Genomic DNA, 24,229 nt, shown 5'->3' on the forward strand with positions numbered 1-24,229 from the left:
GCAAACGCTTCGACTTCAAATGCCCGATCGAGGTGATGGGCGAAGTGATGCAAGAAGCCGTGGTGATGCGGCATGATGCTCCCGCTTCAATTCAATAACCGTGTTGCACTCAGATCCTGCAACCGCCGAGCATTAAAGATATGGAATCGCGAAGCGTCGAAAACATACCCCAAAACCACCGAAGAGATTGAAACAAAAAACCTTAAGATAACGGTCGAACTTGATGCCAAGAATCCGCCAAAGAGCCTGAGCAGTTTCTTAAGCGACGCCCACGACGCCTTACTTGATGCTGACGGACTTGAGCGGTTTACCGGCAGTGTGGAAGGCGCACAAAACGGCACGACCACTTGCAATATCATTACCATAACCTTGGTGCAGCCTAACCCTTGCTAGAAAATAAAAACCCGCCTCGCGGCGGGTTTTTATAAATACGCAAAGTTTAGTTAACCTTGGCGTTCAACTCACCTTTCAAATACCGCTGGTACATGGCTTCCAGGGAGATCGGCTTGATCTTCGAGGCATTACCCGCAGTGCCGAACGCTTCGTAGCGGGCGATACAGACATCACGCATGGCAGTCACGGTGGCGCCGAAGAATTTGCGTGGGTCGAACTCGCTCGGATGAGTGGCCATCAGGCGACGCATGGCGCCGGTGGAAGCCAAGCGCAGGTCGGTGTCGATGTTGACTTTGCGCACGCCGTGTTTGATGCCTTCAACGATTTCTTCAACCGGTACGCCGTAGGTTTCTTTGATGTCGCCGCCGTACTCGTTGATGATCGCCAGCCACTCTTGCGGCACCGAGGACGAGCCGTGCATCACCAAGTGGGTGTTGGGGATGCGCTTGTGGATTTCCTTGATACGGTCGATGGCCAGGACGTCGCCGGTCGGTGGTTTGGTGAACTTGTACGCGCCGTGGCTGGTGCCGATGGCGATGGCTAGGGCATCGACCTGGGTACGTTTGACGAAGTCAGCGGCTTCTTCCGGGTCGGTGAGCATCTGGCTGTGATCGAGCACGCCTTCGGCGCCGATGCCGTCTTCTTCGCCGGCCATGCCGGTTTCCAGCGAGCCCAGGCAACCCAGTTCGCCTTCGACCGAAACGCCGCAGGCGTGGGCCAGGGCGACGGTTTGCTGGGTGACGCGCACGTTGTAGTCGTAGTCGGTCGGGGTCTTGCCGTCTTCGCCCAGGGAGCCGTCCATCATCACCGAGCTGAAGCCCAGTTGGATGGAGCGCTGGCAGACGTCAGGGCTGGTGCCGTGGTCCTGGTGCATGCACACCGGGATGTGCGGGAACTCTTCGATGGCGGCGAGGATCAGGTGACGCAGGAACGGTGCGCCGGCGTATTTACGGGCACCGGCCGAAGCCTGGACGATCACCGGGGAGTCAGTCTTGTCAGCGGCTTCCATGATGGCGCGCATCTGCTCAAGGTTGTTGACGTTGAAGGCTGGAACGCCGTAGCCGAATTCGGCTGCGTGGTCCAGCATCTGGCGCATGCTGATAAGTGCCATTGTTCGTGTATCTCCCGGTCGAGGGTCGTTAATCGTGCAAGCCTGCCGGAGCGGCGGCTGCTATTCAAGTGATTGCAGATCGGGGGTAAGGCCGGACCTGCGAATGGGGTGGTGCGAAATGCTCAACGGCTGTGCATAACTTCTGCGGGAGCGGGCTTGCCCGCTCCCGCAGGGTATGGCCACAAGCGTTTACGGCGCTTTACAGCCGCGGCCGATCAAGTCGTCGGTGGCAACCCAGTAAACCAGGCCCTCGTCACCTTTTTGATGAAACGCCAGCCTGTCGTTGCTGTAGAGCGCGCCGGAGCCACTGGCTTCGAGCTTGAGGCGCTGCACCTGGTCGTCGCCGCCCAGGCGTACATCTACCTGCTCGCGGCTGCTGTCGGTGTAGCGCCACTGCACTTGGGCCTGGCTGTCGCAGGTCCAGGTGGTCCAGTTGTCCGGCGCTGGCGCTGTGCCCAGGCCGAGGCTGGAACAACCGGCGAGCAACGCCAGTGCCGCCAGGGCGATAAAACCTTTCATCGGTGTTCCTCGTGATGCGTGGAGGTTCTGACCCGTCATGGGCAGCCCCGTTCCTTGGCCTTGGCCGGCGTGTCGTATTTGTCCAGCGCCTGGGTCCCGGCTCGCTTGTTAATCACCGGTGCCGTCTCGGCTTGCCAATCGGCCTGGTAGCAATGGCTTTCGGGCTCGGTGGCTTGCGCCTCCTCACGCTTGGCCTGCTGGGCGCCGGCGCAACCGGCCAGCAGCCCCAGGGCGAGCAACAATGCGCATGTCTTGACCATGTGAACACTCCTTTGCCGGGGCACCGGGGGCCTTATGCCTTGGCCCGGCTTTCCAGGACTTCAACGGCGGGCAGCACTTTGCCCTCGACGAATTCGAGGAATGCGCCGCCACCGGTAGAAATGTAGGAGATTTGCTCGGCCACGCCATATTTGTCGATGGCCGCCAGGGTGTCGCCACCGCCGGCAATTGAGAACGCGGCGCTGTCGGCGATGGCCTGGGCCAGCACCTTGGTGCCGTTGCCGAATTGGTCGAACTCGAACACGCCGACCGGGCCGTTCCACAGGATGGTCTGGGAGGATTTCAGCAGTTCGGCGAAGTTGGCCGCGGTTTGCGGACCAATGTCCAGGATCATGTCGTCTTCAGCGACGTCAGCGATCAGCTTGACGGTGGCCACGGCGCTCTCGGCGAATTCCTTGGCTACCACCACGTCCACCGGCAGCGGCACGCTGACCTTGGCGGCGATGGCGCGGGCGGTGTCCAGCAGGTCCGGCTCGTACAGCGACTTGCCCACCGGGTGCCCGGCCGCGGCCAGGAAGGTGTTGGCGATGCCGCCGCCGACGATCAACTGGTTGCAGATCTGGCTCAGGCTGTTGAGTACGTCGAGCTTGGTCGACACCTTGGAGCCTGCGACGATCGCCGCCATCGGCTGGGCCGGGGCGCCCAGGGCTTTACCCAAGGCTTCCAGTTCGGCGGCCAGCAACGGGCCAGCAGCGGCAACTTTGGCGAACTTGGCCACGCCATGGGTCGAACCCTCGGCACGGTGCGCGGTGCCGAAGGCGTCCATCACGAACACGTCGCACAGGGCGGCATATTGCTGGGCCAGTTCATCGCTGTTCTTTTTCTCGCCTTTGTTAAAGCGCACGTTCTCGAACAGCACGATGTCGCCCGCTTTCACGTCGACGCCGCCCAGGTAATCGGCCACCAACGGCACGTCACGGCCCAAGGCGCGGCTCAGGTAATCGGCCACAGGCTTGAGGCTGTTTTCGGCGCTGAACTCACCTTCGCTCGGGCGACCCAGGTGGGAGCAGACCATCACGGCCGCGCCTTTTTCCAGGGCCAGCTTGATGGTCGGCAGCGAGGCCAGGATTCGCGCATCGCTGGTGACAACACCGTCCTTGACGGGGACGTTGAGGTCTTCGCGGATCAGTACGCGCTTACCTTGCAGATCGAGGTCGGTCATCTTCAACACGGTCATGGGGGGCAGTTCCTGAATTACTGTTGAGGTGGTTTGGAAGCGACGTGCAGGTAGTGCTCTGCAACGTCCAGCATGCGGTTGGCAAAACCCCATTCGTTATCGAACCAGGCCAGGATGTTCACCAGCCTGGGGCCGGAAACGCGGGTCTGGCTGGCATCGACAATGGCCGAATGGGGGTCATGGTTGAAATCACAACTGGCATGAGGCAGCTCGGTGTACGCCAGCAAGCCCTTGAGCGGGCCCACGGTGGCAGCCTCGCGCAGGATACGGTTGACCTCGCCGGCATCGGTGTCGCTGACGGTTTGCAGAGTGATATCCAGGCACGACACATTCACCGTCGGCACCCGCACGGCTTTGGCCTGGATTCGCCCGGCAAGTTCCGGCAACAGGCGTTCGATACCGCGCGCCAGGCCCGTGGACACCGGGATCACCGACTGAAACGCCGACCGGGTGCGGCGCAGGTCTTCGTGGTGATAGGCGTCGATCACCGGTTGGTCGTTCATCGCCGAGTGGATGGTGGTGATCGACACGTACTCCAGGCCGATGGCCTGGTCCAGCAGGCGCAACAGCGGCACGCCGCAGTTGGTGGTGCAGGAGGCGTTGGACACCAGCAGCTCGGCGCCGGTCAGGCAATCCTGATTGACGCCGTAGACGATGGTGGCGTCGACATCCGCCTCGCTGGCCATCGGCTGGGAGAACAGCACCCGTGGCGCACCGGCGGCCAAAAAGCGCTCGCCGTCGGCACGGGTGTTGTAGGCACCGGAGCACTCGAGCACCAGATCGACGCCCAGGGCCTTCCAATCGATGCCTTCGGGGGTGGCACTGCGCAGGACTTTCACGCAGGTGCCATTAATGTGCAGACAATCGCCATCGACCCTTACCTCACCGGGAAAACGCCCGTGGGTGGAGTCGAAGCGTGTCAGGTATTCGATGCTGGCCATGTCGGCCAAGTCGTTGATCGCGACAATTTCGAACCCGGCCGCCGCCCCACGCTCGAACAACGCACGCAAGACGCAACGCCCAATGCGGCCATAGCCGTTGAGTGCAACTTTGTAGGGACGCGGTGGGAGCATGGGGTTCTCGATTACCGATGTAAGTCAGTCAGCGTTGCGTTGTGTTGACCAACGCTATCGCGGGCGAGCCCGCTCCCACAGGGGCGGGCGGTGCATATCCCTGTGGGAGCGGGCTCGCCCGCGATGGCGTCAGAACAGGCAGTACAGAACCTGCCTCAGTCTTCCAGCAGCTCTTCAGCCTGACCCAGGATATTTTCCAGGGTAAAACCGAACTCCTCGAACAAGGCAGGAGCTGGAGCCGACTCGCCATAGGTGGTCATGCCGATCACGCGGCCTTCCAAGCCCACGTACTTGTACCAGTAGTCGGCATGGGCCGCTTCGATGGCGATCCGCGCACTGACCTGCAACGGCAGCACGCCTTGCTTGTAGCCGGCGTCCTGGGCGTCGTACACGCTGGTGCACGGCATCGACACCACGCGCACCTTGCGGCCCTGCTCGGTCAGCTTGTCGAACGCCTGCACTGCCAGGCCCACTTCGGAACCGGTGGCGATCAGGATCAGCTCAGGCTCGCCCGCGCAGTCCTTCAATACATAGCCACCGCGGGCGATGTCGGCGATCTGGCCGGCGTCGCGGGTTTGGTGCTGCAGGTTCTGGCGCGAGAAGATCAGCGCGCTCGGGCCGTCCTTGCGCTCGATGGCCGACTTCCAGGCCACCGCCGATTCCACGGCGTCGGCAGGGCGCCAGGTGTCGAGGTTCGGCGTGCAGCGCAGGCTGGCCAGTTGCTCGATGGGCTGGTGCGTCGGGCCGTCTTCGCCCAGGCCGATGGAGTCGTGGGTGTAGACGTGGATCACCCGCTGCTTCATCAGTGCGGCCATGCGCACCGCGTTGCGTGCGTATTCCATGAACATCAGGAAGGTCGCGCCGTAAGGCACCAGGCCACCGTGCAAGGCGACGCCGTTCATGATGGCGCTCATGCCGAACTCGCGCACACCGTAGTACATGTAGTTGCCGCTGGCATCTTGCGCCGAAACGCCTTTGCAGCCTTTCCACAGGGTCAGGTTGGAGCCGGCCAGGTCGGCCGAACCGCCGAGGAACTCAGGCAACAGCGGGCCAAAGGCGTTCAGGGTGTTCTGGCTGGCCTTGCGGCTGGCAATGGTTTCGCCCTTGGCGGCCACTTCGGCGATGTAGGCCGAGGCCTTTTCGGCGAAATCGGCCGGCAGGTCGCCCGCCATGCGGCGCACCAGCTCATTGGCCAGCTCCGGGAATTCGGCGCTGTAGGCGGCGAAACGCTGGTCCCACTCGGCCTCAACGGCCAGGCCGGCTTCCTTGGCGTTCCACTCGGCGTAGATGTCGGCCGGGATCTCGAACGGGCCGTGGGTCCATTTCAGGGCTTCACGGGTCAGGGCGATTTCCGCGTCACCCAGTGGGGCGCCGTGGCAGTCTTCCTTGCCTTGCTTGTTCGGCGAGCCGAAGCCGATGGTGGTCTTGCAGCAGATCAGCGTTGGCTGCTCGCTCTTGCGGGCGGTTTCGATGGCGGTCTTGATTTCTTCCGGGTCGTGGCCGTCGACATTGCGGATCACTTGCCAGTTGTAGGCCTCGAAACGCTTGGCGGTGTCGTCGGTGAACCAGCCTTCGACTTCGCCGTCGATGGAGATGCCGTTGTCATCGTAGAACGCGATCAGTTTGCCCAGGCCCAGGGTACCGGCCAGGGAGCTGACTTCGTGGGAAATGCCTTCCATCATGCAGCCATCGCCCAGGAACACGTAGGTGTGGTGGTCGACAACGTTGTGGCCGGGGCGGTTGAACTGCGCCGCCAGCACTTTTTCCGCCAGGGCAAAGCCCACGGCGTTGGCCAGGCCTTGGCCCAGTGGGCCGGTGGTGGTCTCGACGCCTGGGGTGTAGCCGAATTCCGGGTGGCCCGGGGTGCGGCTGTGCAGTTGGCGGAAGCTCTTGAGGTCGTCGATCGACAGGTCGTAGCCGGTCAGGTGCAGCAGCGAGTAGATCAACATCGAGCCATGGCCGTTGGACAGCACGAAGCGGTCACGGTCGGCGAACGAGGGGTTGCTCGGGTTGTGCTTGAGGAAGTCACGCCAAAGTACTTCGGCGATATCCGCCATACCCATAGGGGCACCCGGATGGCCGCTGTTGGCTTTTTGCACGGCATCCATGCTGAGGGCACGAATGGCGTTGGCACGCTCACGACGGCTGGGCATCGCTGATCTCCTGGGGGTTTGAATAAAACGAAACGGAAAAAAGGCGAGCATTTTCCCTCACGGGGCGGCCCTGGGGCAATCACAGATAGTCGCTGGGGCGACTTTTTCCTGTGGATAACCGCCCCCGGGCCTGCTGAAACCATTGCGCACCCTTTGAGTAGAACCCGCCAGCACTGCCGGAGTGCCATTTATCGAGCAATATCAAAACTTTTTGATATTGACCTTGCGGGGCGACAGGCCCGTCACTAGACTGCCGGCCTTATGAATTTACGCGTGCCTTCAATTCGTCATGACGATTGCGATGAGCTGGCAGCCTTGTGCAAGGCTGGCGGCGATCCGTTGCGGCTCAATGTTTTGCGCGCGCTGGCCAACGACTCGTTTGGCGTGCTGGAACTGGCGCAGATCTTCGCCATCGGCCAGTCCGGCATGAGCCACCACTTGAAGGTGCTGGCCCAAGCCGACCTGGTGGCAACACGGCGCGAGGGCAATGCGATTTTTTATCGCCGCGCCCTGCCCCACACCGAATTGCTGGGGGGTAAGTTGCACGCGGCGTTGCTCGATGAAGTGGACAACCTGACCCTGCCCGCCGAAGTGCGCTCGCGGATAGGCCAGGTCCACGGGCAACGGGCCGCCGCCAGCCAGGATTTTTTCTCACGGGTTGCGGAGAAGTTTCGGGCCCAGCAAGACTTGATCGCCGGCTTGCCCCAGTACCGGGAAAGCGTGCTGGCGCTGCTGGACAAGTTGAGCTTCAGTGAAGGCGCCACGGCCATTGAAGTCGGCCCCGGCGACGGCGGTTTCCTGCCGGAGCTGGCGCAGCGTTTCAGCCAGGTCACCGCACTGGAGAACAGCCCGGCGATGCTCGAACTGGCGCGCCAGGTGTGCCAGCGCCAGGCGTTGGGCAATGTGCGCCTGCAACTGGCCGACGCCTTGAACGGCGTCGCCCTGCAAGCCGATTGCGTGGTGCTGAACATGGTGCTACACCATTTCGCCGCGCCCGCCGATGCCCTCAAGCGCATGGCCGATCTGCTGCAACCGGGCGGTAGCCTGCTGGTGACAGAGTTATGCAGTCACAACCAAAGTTGGGCCAGGGAGGCCTGCGGTGATCTTTGGTTGGGGTTTGAACAGGACGATCTGGCCCATTGGGCCACCGCTGCGGGACTCGTTCCCGGGGACAGCCTCTATGTAGGCTTACGTAATGGTTTCCAGATCCAGGTCCGCCATTTTCAGCGGCCGGCTGGCGACACTCACCATCGGTAAACAGTAGGAAACCATCGAGATGAGCGAATACTCCCTTTTCACCTCCGAGTCCGTGTCTGAAGGGCATCCGGACAAAATCGCCGACCAGATTTCTGATGCGGTGCTGGACGCCATCATTGCTGAAGACAAGTTCGCCCGTGTGGCGTGCGAGACTCTGGTGAAAACGGGCGTTGCGATCATCGCCGGCGAAGTCACTACCTCGGCTTGGGTTGACCTGGAGCAGATCGTGCGCGATGTCATCACCGACATCGGCTACACCAGCTCCGACGTCGGCTTCGACGGCGCGACCTGCGGCGTGATGAACATCATTGGCAAGCAGTCCCCCGACATCAACCAGGGTGTTGATCGCGCCAAGCCGGAAGACCAGGGCGCGGGCGACCAGGGCCTGATGTTCGGCTACGCCAGCAACGAAACCGACGTGCTGATGCCCGCGCCCATCACCTTCTCCCACCAGTTGGTGCAGCGCCAGGCCGAAGCCCGCAAATCCGGCCTGCTGCCGTGGTTGCGCCCGGATGCCAAATCCCAGGTCACCTGCCGCTATGAAGGCGGCAAGGTGGTGGGCATTGACGCGGTGGTGCTGTCGACCCAGCACAACCCGGAAGTTTCCTACAAAGACCTGCGCGAAGGCGTGATGGAACTGATCGTCAAGCACGTGCTGCCAGCCGAACTGCTGCACAAAGACACCCAGTTCCACATCAACCCTACCGGCCAGTTCATCATCGGCGGCCCGGTGGGCGACTGCGGCCTGACCGGGCGCAAGATCATCGTCGACACCTACGGCGGCATGGCCCGCCACGGCGGCGGCGCGTTCTCCGGCAAAGACCCATCCAAGGTAGACCGCTCGGCAGCCTACGCCGGTCGCTACGTGGCCAAGAACATCGTCGCCGCCGGCCTGGCCGAGCGCTGTGAGATCCAGGTGTCCTACGCCATTGGCGTGGCGCAACCGACCTCGATCTCGCTGAACACCTTCGGCACCGGCAAGATCAGCGATGACAAGATCATCAAACTGGTGCGCGAAGTGTTCGACCTGCGCCCCTACGCGATCACCAAGATGCTCGACCTGCTGCACCCGATGTACCAGGCGACCGCGGCCTACGGCCACTTCGGCCGCACCCCGGAGCAAAAGACCGTGGGCGAAGACACCTTCACCACCTTCACCTGGGAAAAAACCGACCGCGCCAACGACCTGCGCACCGCCGCCGGCCTGTAAACGCCGTTTCGCTGCACCGAAAACCCCGCCCGGCATGCCGCGCGGGGTTTTTTAATGGCTAAACGACATGTCTCACTTGCAGGCCCAATGATGGCCCAATAGAATCCGCGCCAACTCGGATCCTTATTCCATTTGGATATTGCGACGCGCTTATCCGAGATCATTTGTGCGCGCGCGATCGAACATTGAGGTTTTTCATGCGTATTTCCTTGCTCGCTCCTGCTGCTGCCCTGTTCGCGCTGTTCTCCCTGCCTGCACAAGCCGTGGACCTGGGCTCGCTGACCTCGAAAGTGACCGGCCACATCGGCGTTGCCGACGGCAACTGCAAAGAGAAAACCGCCGAACTGCAAGCCAAGTTCGACGAAGCCGAAGCCAGCGGCAACACCCTTAAGGCCGCCGGTTACAAGGCTGCCCTGGAGCAAGCCAACAAAGGCTGCAAAGTGGTCGGCGACAAGACCGCAGAAGCCAACCAGAAGGTTGACGGCGTCACGCAAGAAACCCAGGCCAAAGCTGACAAGAGCGGCGTTAGCGCCCTCGGCGGCCTGCTGAAGTAAGCCGACATACGCTGCAAAAAAAGCCCCGCCCCGTGCGGGGCTTTTTTGTGGGCGACGGGTCTAGGCTTCAGGCTCCCCCAAGCCGAGCAAGGATGCTCACCATGCCTCGCCCCCTGCGGTTTTGCGCCAGCCTGGCGCTCGCCTTTTTTTGCCTGCCAGCCCTTGCCGACTGCCCGTCCTGGACGCCCCAACAGGCCCGGGAACAGATCGGCGCCCTGCAAACGCAAATCGCCCACTGGGACGACAGCTACCACCGCCAGGGCCAGGCGCTGGTAGCCGACGAACTCTACGACCAGAGCCGCATCCGCCTCGACCAATGGCGTCGCTGCTTCCCCGCCCCCGCCGACATTCCCGCCCACCCACTGCGCACGGCGGGCGGCCCGGTGGCGCACCCCATCGCCCATACCGGGCTGGACAAGCTCAACGACGCCGAAGCCGTGCGCGCCTGGTTGCACCCGCGCGATGACGTCTGGGTGCAACCCAAGGTCGATGGCGTGGCGGTCACCCTGATCTACCGCCAGGGCCTGCTCCAGCAGGCCATCAGCCGTGGCGACGGCAACACCGGCCAGGACTGGACCACCAACGCCTTGCAGGTTGCGGCCATCCCCCGGCAACTGCCCAAGGACATAGACCTGCTGCTGCAAGGCGAACTCTACTGGCGCCTCGACGCACACGTGCAGGCCAAGGCCGGCAGCCGCAACGCCCGCGGCCGCGTGGCCGGGTTGATGGCGCGCAAAACCCTGGGCGCCGACGAGGCCAGCGGTATCGGCCTGTTTGTCTGGGACTGGCCCCAAGGCCCCGCCACCCTGCCCGAGCGCTTGGCCGGCCTGGCGCAACTGGGTTTCACCGATAGCGTCGAATACAGCCAACCCATCAAGGATTTTGCCCAGGCCCGGCAATGGCGCGAGCATTGGTATCGCACAGCCTTGCCCTTCGCCAGCGATGGCGTGGTGCTGCGCCAGAGCCGTCGCCCGCCCGCCGAGCGCTGGCAGGCCAGCAGCCCGTTCTGGGGCGTGGCCTGGAAGTACCCCTTCGCCCAGGCCCTGGCCGAAGTGCGTAAGGTCAACTTCAAGGTCGGGCGCACCGGGCGCATCACCCCGGTGCTGGAACTGACCCCAGTGCTGCTCGACGACCGCCAGATCAAACGGGTCAGCGCCGGCTCCCTCGCGCGCTGGCAAGCCCTGGACATCCGCCCCGGCGACCATGTGGCCATCAGCCTGGCGGGGCTGACCATCCCGCGCCTGGACAACGTGCTGTGGCGCAACCCGCAACGGCTAGCCCTGCCGGTGCCCGACCCGCAGGCCTTCCACGCCCTCAGCTGCTGGCAACCCAGCGCGGGGTGCGAAAGCCAGTTCCTGGCTCGCTTGACCTGGCTCAGTGGCAAACAAGGCTTGGGCCTGGCGCATGTCGGCCCGGGGACTTGGGAGAAATTGCTGGCGGCCGGGCGAATCGGCCACCTGCTCGATTGGTTGACCCTCGACGCCCAAGAGCTTGCTAACATTGCCGGCTTCGGCGCACGTAGCAGCACGCGCCTGCTCAACAGTTTCCACAGTGCCCGGCAACGCCCGTTCGAACGATGGCTCAAGGCTTTGGGCATGCCGCCGACCGCTGGCGCCAACCTGCCCCGGCAATGGCAGGCCCTGGCCAGCCGCGAGGCCGAACAGTGGCAGGCCGAGCCAGGCATCGGCCCGGGGCGCGCGGCGCAACTGAGCGCTTTTTTTCGCGACCCGCAGGTCCTGGCCCTGGCCGAACATTTACGTATGGCCGGCGTTGAAGGCTTCTAGACGCCGGATTGAACCCGCATCCGCCAACCGGCTCCAATCGCCATTGGCAGACGACCAGACTATTTTTTGTACGGAGCTTTTATGAAATTTCTTGCACCGCTCGCCCTTATCACGCTTTGCAGCCTGTCCACCCCGCTGCTGGCCGCTGAACCCGCCCAGGAACTCACGGGCTGCGCCGCCAAGCGCCAGTCCATCGCCACCCAGATCGAACACGCCAAGGCCCACGGCAACAGCGACCAGCTCGCCGGCCTGGAAAAAGCCCTGAGCGAAGTGACCGCCCACTGCACCGACGCCTCGCTGAAAAAGGAACGGGAAAACAAAGTGCTGGAAGCCAAGCACGAAGTCAGTCGCCGTCAGGGCGACCTGGACAAGGCGATGAAGAAGGGCGACCCGGAGAAGATCAACAAGCTCAAGGACAAACTGGCCAAGTCACGTAAGGAACTGCAAGAAGCGGTGGAAGAGCTGGATAAATAAACCGCCGCCCCGTAGCAAGCGGGCTTGCCCACTTGCTACGGGCAGCACTCAATGATCGCGGAATTCCTTATGGCACGCGCTGCACGCGTCTTCGACCCGTTGCACCGCCGGTGCCAGGTTGCTGACCTTGTAGGGCTGGATCTTGCTGGCGATCACCAATTGGCCGGTGGCCGCTTCCAGTTCGCGGGCGATTTCCTGGAAGCGCGCCTGTTTTTTCCAGACGTCGTCCGTGGCACTGGTGTGATCTTGCTCACGCACCTGCGGGAAGTGCTTCCACGGCTCGTGGGCCAAGGCGTCGAGTTTCACCGCGCCGTCGGCAAACCGCTGGCCGTCAAAAGGAATGCGCCCACGTAGCATGCCGCCCAGGTCTTCGCCGGTCTTGAGCATCTGCTTGAAGATGGCCTTGCGCTGGCCCAAAGGCGAGTTCGGATCGACACCGCCACAGGCGGCCAGGGCCAGGCAGGCCAGCAATACAACGGAAATTCGTTTAAGAGTCATGGTGGCTTCAGGTCACGGAAAACGGCGGCCAGTATCCTCGCCTCGCCCGCAAAGACCAATAGCCCTATTAACAATGAGGGTTGCCCGCAGGCCTGATGCCTGCGCCCAACCTGCCAAGGACATCGTGCATGAACCCAAGATTCAACCGCAGGCACCGTCGCCTGGCCTGGACGCTGCCCCTGCTGGCGGCGCTGCTGGCCGGCTGCAACGGCGGCGACAGCACCCAACCTGAGCCCCACGCCCTCGCCACCTACGCTAGTGCCTCCTGGGATGCCCTGCCCGCCGTGGCCGATAACGACCTGCTGGCCGGCTTCGGTGCCTGGCGCAGTGCTTGCACCCGTCTCAAGGCCGACCCGGTGTGGGGCGGCACCTGCCTGGCGGCCGCCGACCTGCCCCAGACCCCGGCGGCCATCCGCGCCTTCCTCAAGGAGCATTTGCAGGTCTATGGCCTGCGCTCCGGCGAGGGCAGCGACAAAGGCCTGATTACCGGCTACTACGAACCGGTCTACCCCGGCAGCCTGACCCGCACCGACAGCGCCCACGTGCCCGTTTACGGCGTGCCCGAGGACATGATCGTGGTCGCGCTGGACAGCCTCTACCCCGAACTCAAGGGCAAACGCCTGCGCGGCCGGCTCGAAGGGCGGGTGCTCAAGCCCTACGACGACTCCGCCAGCATCGAGGCCAAGGGTGTGAAAGCGCCGGTGATCGCCTGGCTGACCGACCCGATGGACCTGCAATTCCTGCAAATCCAGGGCTCGGGCCGGGTGCAACTCGAAGATGGCCGGCAACTGCGCATCGGCTACGCCGACCAGAACGGCCACCCGTACCGGCCCATCGGCCGTTGGCTGGTGGAACAGGGCGAGTTGAAAAAGGAGGAGGTCACCATGGGCACCATCAGTGCCTGGGCCAAGGCCAACCCAACGCGCATCCCCGAGCTGCTGGCGAGCAACCCCAGTTATGTGTTCTTCAACCGCAACCCGGACAGCAACGAGGGCCCGCGCGGCTCGTTGAACGTACCGCTGACCTCCGGCTACAGCGTGGCAGTGGACCGTAAGGTGATCCCGCTGGGCAGCCTGTTGTGGCTGTCCACCACCCGCCCCGACGGCACCGCGCTGGTACGCCCGGTCGCGGCCCAGGACACCGGTGGCGCCATCACCGGCGAAGTGCGCGCCGACCTGTTCTGGGGCACAGGCGACGCCGCCGGGCACCTGGCCGGCGACATGAAGCAGCAAGGGCAGATCTGGATGCTCTGGCCCAAGGGCCTCGCGTTACCGGATGTGCCGCAAAAGCCTTGAGGTTTTGTGAGAGCAGGCTTGTGGGGGAGCGGGCCGGGCTGCGCTCCGCTTACCCGCCCGCCTCACATCGAGACGAAAAAGAAACTCGCCACCAGCCCCATGTTCACGAACCACATCAGCGAGCGCAGGGTCGCCCAGTCGGCCAGGTAGCAGATCAGGAACAGCAGGCGCGTGGTGATGAACAGCACCGCCAGCACGTTGATCGTCACCAGGTCGGCGTTGCCGGCGAGGTGGGCGATTATCACGGCGGCGGCGAAGGCCGGGGTGATTTCAAAGCTGTTGAGTTCGGCGTTGTGGGCGCGTTTGCCCAGCCCTTGCGCCTTGCCCATGAAGGCCCGGGGGTCATGGTTGTCCCGCAGGCCATACTTGCCGCTGACCTTGGCCACGGCCGTACCCAGGTAGGGCAGGAAAATCGCAATCAGCACACACCAAAAAGCCACAGTCATCACACATACCCTTGTTTAGTTTTTGTTTAGATCCGGTTTAGAGCTTCATCACCAACAGGCCAATCAACACCAGCCCACACGCTAAGAGCCGCGGCCGGCCGAAAGGTTCTTTGAGGTAGCGCATACCGAACAGCACCACCAAAATTACACTGATCTCCCTCAGCGCCGCCGCCTCGGCAATCGAGCCTAGCTGCATCGCCCACAACACCAGGGCATAGCTCAACAGCACGCAGAACCCCACGCTCAAACCCAGCCGCCATTGCTCGCGCCAAAACAGGGTGAACGCCGCCCGCTTGGCCACCAGCGCCAGCACCGGATAGGGCCAGGCACTGAGCAGTGTCACCCACACCAGGTAATCGAGCGGGTGGGACCAGCGGCGCAACGCCTGGCCGTCGATGTAGGTGTAGCCACCGATGCACAGGCCGATCAGCGCCACCACCGGCAGCATCGACCAGGGCAAGCGCTCCCCGCCACCGCCCTGCCACAGCAGGCAGAGCATGCCGAGGGGGATCAGGAGGATGCCGATGATCTGCTGGGTTGTCAGCACTTCGCCAGCAAAGAACAGGGTCAGGGCCAGCACCACCAGGGGCGACAAACCGCGCATCAGCGGGTAGACCAGCCCCAGGTCGCCGACGCGGTAGGCCTGGATCAGCAAATAGCGATACAGCAGCTCAAGGGCCGCCGAGGCGAAGATCCACGGCCACAGTTCGGCCGGCGGCCAGTCCACGGCGCCGAAGGCGAACATAAGCGCCACGAACAGCATGGCCACGCTGTCCATGCAGGCGATCACCAGCAAGCGTTCGGCGCTGAATTTAATCAGGGTGTTCCAGGCTGCATGCAGCAGCGCGGCGACCAATACCAGGGTGGTTGCCAGCACGGTGTGCTCCTTGTCCGGTTTTGCAGAATCGTTTCACCACGTTTCAGCAGCCCTGTTTATACTGGCCACCGCCACGCCCCATTCAGTTGCGCACACACCCATTCCAATAAAGGCCCGCCACCGCCGCGCCCCGCGCGAACCGGAGCTGGCCGGCGTATGCCTGATTAAAGCGTCAAGACTACAGACAGAGACCTTGCGCATGCCACTTGCTTTGCTTGCACTGGCCGTTGCCGCTTTCGGCATCGGTACGACTGAATTCGTCATCATGGGCCTGCTGCCCGACGTCGCCCGCGACCTGGGGGTGAGCATCCCCGATGCGGGCCTGCTGATTACCGGCTACGCCCTGGGCGTGGTGTTCGGCGCGCCGATCCTGGCCATCGGCACCGCCAACATGCCGCGCAAAGCCACGCTCCTGGGCATGACCCTGATGTTCATCCTGGGCAATATCCTCTGCGCCCTGGCGCCGAACTACGCCACGCTGATGGCCGCGCGGGTGGTCACGGCGCTGTGCCACGGGGCGTTTTTCGGCATTGGCTCGGTGGTGGCCGCAGGCCTGGTGGCGCCGAACAAGCGAGCCCAGGCGATTGCCCTGATGTTCACTGGCCTGACCCTGGCCAATGTGCTCGGCGTGCCGCTGGGCACGGCGCTGGGCCAGTACGCCGGGTGGCGCTCGACGTTTTGGGCGGTGGCGGTAATCGGCGTGATCGCCGCCCTCGCCCAATGGCGCTGGCTACCCCGTGCCATCACTCTGGACAAAGCCAACCTGGCCACTGAGTTCAAGGTGCTGGGCAAGGTCAACGTGCTGCTGGCGTTGGGCATGAGCGTGCTGGCGTCCACCAGCCTGTTCAGCGTGTTCACCTACATCGCGCCGATCCTGCAAGACATCACCGGCGTCAGCCCCCACGGCGTGACCGTCATGCTGCTGTTGTTCGGCGTCGGCCTGACGGCGGGCAGCATGCTCGGCGGGCGCCTGGCCGACAGCCGCTTGCTGCCGTCTCTGGTGGGCATGGCGCTGGCGGTGGTGCTGGTATTGGCGGCATTCACCCAGACCAGCCAATCGCTGATCCCGGCGGCCATCACCCTGGTGCTGTGGGGGATTTTTGCCTTCGCCCTGTGCCCGATCCTGCAACTGCTCATCATCGACCAGGCCCACGAAGCCCCAAACCTGGGCTCGACCCTGAACCAAAGCGCCTTCAACCTGGGCAATGCGGCGGGTGCCTGGATTGGCGGCCTGGTGGTGGCCAGCGGCGCCGACCTGGCCGACCTGCCGTGGACCGGCGTCCTGGTCAGCGGCTTGACCGTGCTGGCGGCGTTGTACTTTATCTACCGCCAGCGCGGCGCCGAGCGGGTGGCGGCGGCCGGCTGACTGCCGAGCCAAAACCTTCTGTGGGAACGAGCCTGCCCGTCGATATCGGGTGACTGACACGGCGCTATCGCGAGCAGGCTCGCTCCCACAAGGGCTGTTCGCAGGCCTACCTCAACCAGCAAATCGCCCTACAGCGTCTGGACGATGATCTGGCTCTTGAGGTCGTTGACCATCGCGTCCACCGTCGGCTTCATGGCTTTGAAGTCCTCGGCGCTGCACACCGCACTGGGGTGGGTGAAGGCGAAGCGGCGCTTGACCACCACGGCGTTGGCCTCACGGGTGTAGGTGGCGCTGTAGTCGAAACTGGCGGTGCGCAGGCTCACCGGTTTTGGCGCGGCGAGGACGCTGACTTCCTTGGGGAACTCAAAACGCGCCTGCTCCTCGGTCACCCCGCCAATGCAACCGAAAGCCTGGGTACGCTCGGGTTCCATGATGAAACCAAACACGTTCTGCGCGATGCCGCCGGCAAAGCTGCTCAGGGTCGGCACGCCGATGGGCCCGGGCAGGGTGACCAGGTTTTCGGTACGCCCGGCCATCTTGATTTCGTAGCTGTTGGCGGTGCCTTCGAGGTTGCCGGCGTCGAGCTTGCCGCTGGCGCTTTGGCCGTAGGAGGCGAGGATTTGCTGGATCAGCAGGTCGCGGTCAGCCGGTTTCATCGACTTGATGCCAAAACGGTTCAGTTCCGCCGCCCAGCCATTGACGTTGGAGGCGTGGGTGAAATCCGCCGCCCCCGTGGACGTAACCTTGAACACCGTGGTGTTTTGCACCAGGCCATCCTGGGTCGCGGGGGTGTGGCCCAGGGTGCCGCTTTTGCTCAGCACCACGGTTTTGTCCAGCACCGGCGCCGGCAAAAAGCCTGCCGAGATGCCTTCGGCGGTGGAGTCCAGGTACAGGTCCAGGCTCGGCACGTAGGTGATGGCGTGGTTGAGCACGCCCAGGGTCGGCACCTTGGCCAAGGTGTAGGCGTTGCCCAGGTTGACCAGGGCCGGCGTACTGTCGATACCGGCCGCGGCCAGCAAGGCTTCGAGCAAAGCGACGTGGTCTTTGCAGTCGCCATAGCGATTGGCCAGGATGGTCTTGGCCGAATGCGGCACCACACCGCCAGCGCCCATGTACACGGCAACGTAGCGGATGTTCTTGCGCACCCAGTCGCTCAGGGCCAGGGCCTTGGCGCGGGGGCTATCCAGCTTGGCGGTGAGGGAGGCGGCCAGTTCGCGGATCTCGGCGGTCTGCTCGACCTTGGCCCGCGCGTCGTAGGCCTTGGCGAACGCAGCGAAGTCACTGAAGGTGGATACCGCCAGGAACTGGCCGTAGTCGAGGTACGACACCGCGCCCTGCTCGATGCGCGCCTTGTCGGCGGGCACATAGTCCCAGCGATAGACCTTGCGCCCCGGCGCCGCCGCAGGCGTGGACGCGGTAAAGCCGCGGGCATCGGCGTGCAGCGGCATATCCGCCGGCAGGTCGTAGATCAGGCTGAACGCTTGGGTGGGGTGGAAGGCTGGGAACGACAGGTCTTCAAACTGGCCCGGGAACAGTGCCGTGGTGCGGTTTTTCTTGTACTGCAACACCAGGCGATCGCCCACCGCCACTTCGGGGAAGATCACCACTTTGACCCGGGTGTCCTGGAACATCGGCGCGCCGGAAGAAGCCTGCTCCTGCTGCTCCTTGATCTGCTCGGCCAGCACCGGCACTTTGCGCCCGTCGGGTTTTTGCGTGTACGCCTGCACCACGTCGAGGGTTTCCAGGGTGCGGTTGTAGCTCAGCGACCGTTGCGCCTGTTCCTTGATCGCTCGCTCTTCGTTGATGAGCAGTACGGTTTCGGCGCTGACCACAAAGCTGCCGTCGGCATTAATCACGTTGCTCTGGGTTTCTTTCTCGATGGTCACCGAGCGGTCGGTGCCGTCATCGCGGGCGTGGGCCGTGCCCAGGCTCAGGGCCAGGACGACCAACGCGGCGAAAAGGCGCGCCGGGGAAAAAGCTGAAAACTGCATAAAGGTCCGTCTTCTCTAAATGGGAAACGTTCGCAATATACAGCATGAAGCTGGCCATCATTTACCCATCACCGAAAAAAAACCTTTTCCCCTCAACTACCTACGCCTTGGGCACGGTGGCTTCGCTGCGGATTTGCGCATGGCTGAGCAAGGCAAAGATGAAGCTGCCGCCAATGATGTTGCCCGCCAGCGTCGGCCCGGCGAAGCCCAGCCAGAAGTCCTTCCAGCCCAGTTCCCCGGCGAACACCAGGTACGACACCTCCGCCGAGCCGACGACGATGTGGGTGAAATCCCCCAGGGCCATCAGGTAGGTGATGAGGATGATGATCCACATCTTGGCGCTCTCCATGGACGGGATCATCCACACCATAGTGGCGATCATCCACCCGGAAATAATGCCCTTGGCGAACATCTGGCCGGTGTGGTTTTCCATGACCTTGCGCCCGATTTCCAGGAAGGCCAGGTCGGTTTTGCTGTCGAAGATCGGCAAGTGCAGCATCACGTAGGCCACCAGCAAGGTGCCGCACAGGTTACCCACCAGCACCACGGACCACAGGCGGATCAAGCGGGCGAAGTTGTTCAGCGACGGCTTGGTCATCACCGGCAGCACGGCAGTCAGGGTGTTTTCGGTGAACAGTTGCTGGCGCGCCAGGATCACCGCGAGAAACCCCGCGCAATAGCCGAAACTGGCGATCACCTTGAAGCCCTCGCCGTCCGGCAGGCGCGAGTTGAGCAAGCCCATCGCCATCAGCGACAGGCCCATGGTCAACCCCGCCGCCAGCGCCGACCACCAAAGCGCGGCGATGCTGCGCTCCAGCTCCTGCTCGCCCTGGGCGCGGATGATTTCGTGCAACACCGCCGCGCGGGGCGGCTGGTTTTTGTCGACTTCGTGCTGCTCGCGGGCCGACAGATTGGGGGTCTTGCCGTCGTTTGGCGTGGCCATGGTATTCCTGGGGCGAAGGGGGGGCGTACAGGTACGACCTCCCGCGCCGCAGGCTGTTCGGTGGTGCCGTGCAATCAGGGCAAAGTCTCCTGGGGGAAGAACAACCCCTGCGCCGCCTCATGGTCGAGGGTGGTGCGCAGCACGTTGAGCACTTGCTCGTCGTTTCGGGCGTTACGGATTTGCTGGTCGAAGGTTTCGGAGTGGCGTACGTAGCGCTTCAGATGCGCCCGGGTAAAGCCCAGGCCCCGGCTGTCGGTGCGCTGAGGGGCATAGTGAAAATGGGCGAACCAGAGAATCTCCACCGCCGTGGGCGGCGCACCCACCGCCGGCACCTTACTGATGTAGAAGCTGCGAAACAGCGGCGGCGTGCCGGCGCCCGGCTCGCGCCCGGTGGCCAGCACTTCCTTGATTTCCACTACGCCCTCGTTCAGCAATTGGCGCACCCCGGCAGGGGTCGGGTCGCGGGCCAGAATCATGCGCTGCGCCACTTCGCGGCTCTTGTCGCTCAACTGCCGTGCCACACCATCCATCTGGTTCATCAGGCTGACGTCCAGCACATCGCGGTCCTCGAACAGTTGGTAAAAAATCCGCAGTTCATCGGCCATGATTTCTGCCTCGGCCTGTAGCAACTGCACCGAGACCAATGGGTTGCTCTCCAGATTCGCCAGGTCGGCCAGACGCGCCTCGCCGCGGCGCAGCACGCGCAAGGCATTCATGTAGCGCATCAGGGCTTGGCTGGGGCGCTCCACCGTCGGGGCCACCAAGTCCCAATGGATGTTTTGTTCAGAGATCGTTTTTCTCAACCCGGCGTAAGCCGCACCGGTATAGGGGTCGATGAACTGCACAAAGCCATCCAGCGAAAACGTGAGCGAGCCGTCGTGACCCTCCAGCTCCGCGACACCCTCACGGCCCGTGCCCGGCTCGTTGCCGTTTTCCGGCTCACTGGCGGTGCTGCTACTGCTACTGCTGCTGGATGCGATGCGCTCCCCCTTGACGGCTATCAGCAAGCCCAGGCGTTCATGGCGGATCAGCAACCGGTGCTCGCCCACCTCATCACTCTGCATGGCCGATGCCGGCGCGGTGGCCGCTCGGGCGTAATGCTCCAGGGTTTCGCCAACGATGTCCTGGCGCACGCCCAAGAGGAAAGCGCGGTATTCACTCAAGGCCGGTTGATCGACAAAACCGTTGAGTTCGCCCTCCAGCCTGTGCAAGCGCACATGCTCCCAGGCCAGGGCATCAATCACGTCGTTCAATACCCGGGCGCGGGTTTCCAGGCCCAGGGCCGGGGCGTCGAACAGCTCGCGGTACGTGGCCAGTTTCATCCGGCAATACAGGTTGGCCTGGGTCAGCAGGGCCAGGCCTTCGCGCTGATGGGGCGCGACCTGGGTCTTGAGGCACAGCAGCACCCGCGGGCGCAGGGACGCTTCCTGCCAGCGCGCGATCGCGGCCTTGCCCTTGAACTCGGGCGTGTCCAGGCGCGCCACATTGACATCGCCCGCCACCGCTTCCTTGAGCATCAGGGCGAAGGTTTGCTGCTCTTCCCGGCAAAGGGTTATCGCCTCGTCATGCAGGGCGACGATTTGGCCCAGGGTGGTGCGAAATTCCAGCGAGGGGTTGCGCTTGGCCACCTCCCCCAGGTTGAGGAAATAGCTGTGGCTGGGCGCCCCCGCCAAACGCTCGCAGATCAAATGGCGTTTTTGCTCCAGCAGGCGCACCTGGATGCGCAGGCAGTCCACCCGCCCAGCCATCAGCGCGCTGCGGGTCTTGGCATAGTGGCGCACTACCTCGAAGCGCCGCCGCTGTTCCAAGAGGTCCAGCAGTTCGCGCGACTGTTCGCCCTGCACCAGCGCCTTGGCCTGCTCGATCTCGATGCGTTTGAGGCGATTGTCAAAGCCGTTTTCCGCCAGGACCCTGGCGACCAAACCCGCCTCCAGGTGCTCGCGAGCCTCGAAGGCCCGGTACAGGCTGGTGAAACGCTCCTTGAGCGTGATCTGGGCCTGGCTCACCTGCCCTTGCAGGCCCAGGCTGCCGCCGGCCAGGCGCAGGCGCAGGTCCAGCACCCACTGGCCGTTGCCCTGGGGCTTGAGCCACGGCCCTGGGCGAGCGTCGGTTGCTTGCACGCGCACCCCGTCGGGCTGCCTCGTGACCGGGAACCAGCCATCGGCCAGGTTCGCGTACAGGCCAGTGGCGTTCTGATAGAGCCCGGCCAGCGTGCCCGCGCTGAGCCGTTGGGCGCCTTGCGGCGCGGGCACGGCAAAGCTTTTGAGGTCTGCCTCCTGGGCCGGGGTCAACCGGGTGGAGGTGAACACGAAGCCATAATCGATCGGCACCGTGGCCGTGAGGCTGGCGTTCTGGGCTCGGGCCTCAGGCAATGGTTTGAGCGCCACGGCGGCTTCTTCGGCAGCGGGCACGGTCAACGCCTCGTCTACCTTCACGCGTTCCAGGCGTGCGCTGCTGATTTCGGTGCGGGAGTAGTGCATCAACACCAGCGCCATGTTCAAGAAGAACCCGGCCATCACCGCGCTCTTGTCCTGCGTCGGGTTGTTGTGGGCGGCGTTGATCTGCCCTTGCACATCCCAGGCCACCAGCATCCAGCCCACCACGGCGGCGGGGCCAGTGACGAACGACAGCACGCTGTTCAAGCCCAGGGCCAAGCCCTCCAGGCGTCGCGCCCAGAGGTTCTCGCTGTTGGACACCGATTGGCGGTCCGCCAGCTCCAGGGTGGCGCGTACCTGGCTGTGGTAGAGGTGAGCGAGGTAGTCGCCCGAGACCTCATCGCGGCTCAGTAGCGCCGGCTTGCTGAACATGGCGTCGAACAGCATCGCCAGGCCATCGATGCTCTTGAAGTGCGGCACGTTGAACCCTTCCCCCTGGTACACCGTGCGCGCTTCGCGGCTCATCCAAGCCAGCACCTGCTGCTGCAACGTTCCCGGTTGCTTTATGGCCTCGAACAGCGCCTCGTGCGAGCTGAACTCCAGCAGTTTCTCCTCGCTCATGGGCCGGTAGAGCAGGTGCGGGCCTTGCTCGAAGTCCTTGGGGCCGATCACGAACATGTTCAGCACGTTGTCCGGGCTGACATCGGCGCCCGTGCGAAAGCCAAGCGGGCGCAGCACGATGGCCTGGTCGCCGACATAACGCTGTTCCGGCGTCTCCCTGACCACCGCCGCCACGCAGTCGTAGCCCTTGCGCGTCACCCCGCCATGGCCGCGACACAGGGCTTGGAGGGCGACCATGGGCAACTCGATGCGCAACTGCTCGGCAAAGTGCTGGCTACGCCAGGCTACCTCGGCTTGATCGTCGCGCAGCTTGGCGCTGACCAGCTCCGGGTAGGTGCGGCCGATGTCGGCGTCGGTCACCAGTTTTTTGATTGCCTGGGCGTTCATCCATGCCGGCGGCGGGCTGCCGTCGCGCAACTGCACGCTGATGGCATCGCCCGGCAGCGCCGCGAGGTTCTCCAGGGCGACTTCGAGCAGCGTGGTGATGACCTTCACCGGGAAGCCGCCCGCCGCCGACGCGCCGCGCACCGTGTGGATGGTGAGCTGCACGTCATCGGGCTTGACGTCACTGGCCTGGGGATACTGCGCGACCAAGCGTTCACGGGTGAAATCGAGAATCGTCGGCACGCCCTCGTTGAAAAACTTCCAGCCCGCACGTCCGGTCAGTTCAGCCATTTGGCGCATCTGTTGGCTGAACAGGCTGCGCAAATCCCGGTCGACCTGCTTGAGCCACGACGGTAAGGCACTGTAGAGGCGTTGCAGGTCGTGGTTATCGGCCAGTTGCAGGCTGTCGAAATCGCCTGTGATCCAAGAATGCGCACCCTTGAGCGCAGCACTGCCCCAGAAGGGAAACTGCCGGCCATAGTTGGCCAGCTGCCCCAGGTCGGCCAGTTGCTTGGCCAGGAAGGTCAGGGCAAAGCTGTCGAAAATATTGGCTCCGGGTTCGTACAGGCGCCATTGCATCGCTTTCCCCGGCCGCAGGCCCGTCAACCACCTGGGCAGCGCCGCGCCCAAGGCTGCGCGGGAGTCGAACACCTCGACCCCCGCGCCCAGGGTGAACAGCAACACGTGCTCGCCCGAAGCCTTGGGCGCGATCAGCACCATGCCCCGCAGCAGCTCCAGATGGGGGCTGCCCTCCTCGCCCCACTGGTCGACCAGGTAGGCGCGCACGCCGGATTGGCGCAGGTTGTTGTCCGCCACCTGCACCACGTCACTGACCATCTGCTGCTGGTCGACATCCAGCGTGGCGGTTTGTGCGGCCACGTCCCTGAAACCGTCCTTGAGCAGCCCCGCCAAGGCCTCGAAACGGCTTTTAGCCTGGTACGAAAGGCTCGTCCAATCCTCGATCAAGGCGCTCTGGCAGGTGCGTAGCAACTGCGCGCCACGGGCGTTGATCGCGGTTTCGGCGTCGAAGGGCTTGAGGGCGCCGGCCCGTGGCGGATGGCGGGCAGGCTCGTCGGTGATGACCTCACCATTACCGAAATCGACGTGTTTATCGTCGACGAAACGTTGGATCAACACCTCCACCAGCGGCGTGTGGGCGGCCGGTAGGGCCGTGATGACCTTGTTCTCATAGTGATAGCGCGGGGTCAGCAGCACGGGGAGTTGGTCGGTGATGTCCAGGTTCGGGTAGCTATCGAGCAGGCTGCGGCGCAGGTCCCGGGCGACAGCCTGGACCAGGGTCGAGCGCTCGGCGAACAGCGTCTGGATCTTCACGGCCAGGGCCGCCAGGGGCACGTAGTGGGACGGGCCGTTAGGTGTCAGGGCCATGATCGCCTCCTAGTAAAAGGTGCGGGCCCTGGACGCGGTATGGGTCAGTCAGCCCGTCGCCAA

Annotated in this window: 20 protein-coding genes; 8 read left to right on the forward strand and 12 right to left on the reverse strand. The window is 63.8% G+C overall.

Annotated features, from left to right (window positions below; translation table 11 throughout):
* Positions 1-72: 72 nt before the first annotated feature.
* Positions 73-393 carry a hypothetical protein gene (locus tag AC19YT_RS05495; protein ID WP_500609900.1) on the forward strand — a complete coding sequence of 107 codons (321 nt, stop codon included), beginning with the start codon at positions 73-75 and terminating at the stop codon, positions 391-393.
* Positions 394-439: 46 nt separating this feature from the next.
* Here AC19YT_RS05495 and fba read toward each other — a convergent pair whose 3' ends face one another.
* The 6 genes from fba to tkt form a co-directional block, all read right to left on the reverse strand.
* Entirely contained in the window at positions 440-1,504 is a 1,065-nt protein-coding gene (gene fba, locus AC19YT_RS05500; RefSeq protein ID WP_095109045.1) for a class II fructose-bisphosphate aldolase, read from the reverse strand.
* A 189-nt stretch (positions 1,505-1,693) separates the two neighbouring features.
* On the reverse strand, positions 1,694-2,023 hold the full coding sequence (locus AC19YT_RS05505; protein WP_095109046.1) for an MliC family protein: 330 nt from the start codon (positions 2,021-2,023) through the stop codon (positions 1,694-1,696).
* A gap of 35 nt (positions 2,024-2,058) precedes the next feature.
* Positions 2,059-2,283 (reverse strand): hypothetical protein, encoded by a 225-nt coding sequence (locus tag AC19YT_RS05510; RefSeq protein ID WP_095109047.1) that lies wholly within the window; start codon positions 2,281-2,283, stop codon positions 2,059-2,061.
* 32 nt (positions 2,284-2,315) lie between these two features.
* On the reverse strand, positions 2,316-3,479 hold the full coding sequence (locus AC19YT_RS05515) for a phosphoglycerate kinase (protein ID WP_095109048.1): 1,164 nt from the start codon (positions 3,477-3,479) through the stop codon (positions 2,316-2,318).
* A 17-nt stretch (positions 3,480-3,496) separates the two neighbouring features.
* Entirely contained in the window at positions 3,497-4,552 is a 1,056-nt protein-coding gene (gene epd / locus AC19YT_RS05520) for an erythrose-4-phosphate dehydrogenase (RefSeq protein WP_500609901.1), read from the reverse strand.
* Between the two features lie 155 nt (positions 4,553-4,707).
* Positions 4,708-6,705 (reverse strand): transketolase, encoded by a 1,998-nt coding sequence (gene tkt / locus AC19YT_RS05525; RefSeq protein ID WP_095109050.1) that lies wholly within the window; start codon positions 6,703-6,705, stop codon positions 4,708-4,710.
* A gap of 261 nt (positions 6,706-6,966) precedes the next feature.
* Here tkt and AC19YT_RS05530 point away from each other — a divergent pair, with 261 nt between their 5' ends.
* The 5 genes from AC19YT_RS05530 to AC19YT_RS05550 all read left to right on the forward strand — a co-directional run bounded on the left by AC19YT_RS05530 (position 6,967) and on the right by AC19YT_RS05550 (position 11,984).
* Positions 6,967-7,962, forward strand: coding sequence for an ArsR/SmtB family transcription factor (locus AC19YT_RS05530; protein WP_095109051.1), 996 nt, complete (start codon positions 6,967-6,969; stop codon positions 7,960-7,962).
* Between the two features lie 19 nt (positions 7,963-7,981).
* Complete coding sequence (gene metK / locus AC19YT_RS05535) at positions 7,982-9,172, forward strand: methionine adenosyltransferase (RefSeq protein ID WP_095109052.1); 1,191 nt, start codon at positions 7,982-7,984, stop codon at positions 9,170-9,172.
* 197 nt (positions 9,173-9,369) lie between these two features.
* Positions 9,370-9,726, forward strand: coding sequence for a DUF1090 family protein (locus AC19YT_RS05540; RefSeq protein ID WP_095109053.1), 357 nt, complete (start codon positions 9,370-9,372; stop codon positions 9,724-9,726).
* Positions 9,727-9,827: 101 nt separating this feature from the next.
* A complete protein-coding gene (gene ligB, locus AC19YT_RS05545) occupies positions 9,828-11,510 on the forward strand; it encodes an NAD-dependent DNA ligase LigB (RefSeq protein ID WP_500609902.1) in 1,683 nt (560 codons plus the stop codon).
* Positions 11,511-11,591: 81 nt separating this feature from the next.
* On the forward strand, positions 11,592-11,984 hold the full coding sequence (locus AC19YT_RS05550) for a DUF1090 domain-containing protein (RefSeq protein ID WP_095109055.1): 393 nt from the start codon (positions 11,592-11,594) through the stop codon (positions 11,982-11,984).
* A 48-nt stretch (positions 11,985-12,032) separates the two neighbouring features.
* Here AC19YT_RS05550 and AC19YT_RS05555 read toward each other — a convergent pair whose 3' ends face one another.
* Positions 12,033-12,482 carry a c-type cytochrome gene (locus AC19YT_RS05555; RefSeq protein ID WP_095109056.1) on the reverse strand — a complete coding sequence of 150 codons (450 nt, stop codon included), beginning with the start codon at positions 12,480-12,482 and terminating at the stop codon, positions 12,033-12,035.
* A gap of 128 nt (positions 12,483-12,610) precedes the next feature.
* Here AC19YT_RS05555 and mltA point away from each other — a divergent pair, with 128 nt between their 5' ends.
* Positions 12,611-13,777 (forward strand): murein transglycosylase A, encoded by a 1,167-nt coding sequence (gene mltA / locus AC19YT_RS05560; protein ID WP_500609903.1) that lies wholly within the window; start codon positions 12,611-12,613, stop codon positions 13,775-13,777.
* A gap of 62 nt (positions 13,778-13,839) precedes the next feature.
* On the opposite strand, the gene AC19YT_RS05565 is transcribed toward mltA, so the two are convergent.
* Positions 13,840-14,223, reverse strand: a complete 384-nt coding sequence (locus AC19YT_RS05565; protein WP_095109058.1) for an MAPEG family protein — start codon at positions 14,221-14,223, stop codon at positions 13,840-13,842.
* Between the two features lie 37 nt (positions 14,224-14,260).
* Positions 14,261-15,100, reverse strand: coding sequence for an EamA family transporter (locus AC19YT_RS05570; protein WP_095109059.1), 840 nt, complete (start codon positions 15,098-15,100; stop codon positions 14,261-14,263).
* Positions 15,101-15,299: 199 nt separating this feature from the next.
* On the opposite strand from AC19YT_RS05570, the gene AC19YT_RS05575 reads away from it, so the two are divergent.
* Entirely contained in the window at positions 15,300-16,466 is a 1,167-nt protein-coding gene (locus AC19YT_RS05575; RefSeq protein WP_500609904.1) for an MFS transporter, read from the forward strand.
* A 128-nt stretch (positions 16,467-16,594) separates the two neighbouring features.
* Here AC19YT_RS05575 and AC19YT_RS05580 read toward each other — a convergent pair whose 3' ends face one another.
* The 3 genes from AC19YT_RS05580 to AC19YT_RS05590 all read right to left on the reverse strand — a co-directional run bounded on the left by AC19YT_RS05580 (position 16,595) and on the right by AC19YT_RS05590 (position 24,166).
* Positions 16,595-18,457 (reverse strand): DUF3857 domain-containing transglutaminase family protein, encoded by a 1,863-nt coding sequence (locus AC19YT_RS05580; RefSeq protein WP_095109061.1) that lies wholly within the window; start codon positions 18,455-18,457, stop codon positions 16,595-16,597.
* 100 nt (positions 18,458-18,557) lie between these two features.
* Complete coding sequence (locus AC19YT_RS05585) at positions 18,558-19,400, reverse strand: formate/nitrite transporter family protein (protein ID WP_095109062.1); 843 nt, start codon at positions 19,398-19,400, stop codon at positions 18,558-18,560.
* A 74-nt stretch (positions 19,401-19,474) separates the two neighbouring features.
* A complete protein-coding gene (locus AC19YT_RS05590) occupies positions 19,475-24,166 on the reverse strand; it encodes a dermonecrotic toxin domain-containing protein (RefSeq protein WP_500609905.1) in 4,692 nt (1,563 codons plus the stop codon).
* Between the last annotated feature and the right edge of the window lie 63 nt (positions 24,167-24,229).

The organism is Pseudomonas sp. MF08875 (assembly GCF_059862525.1).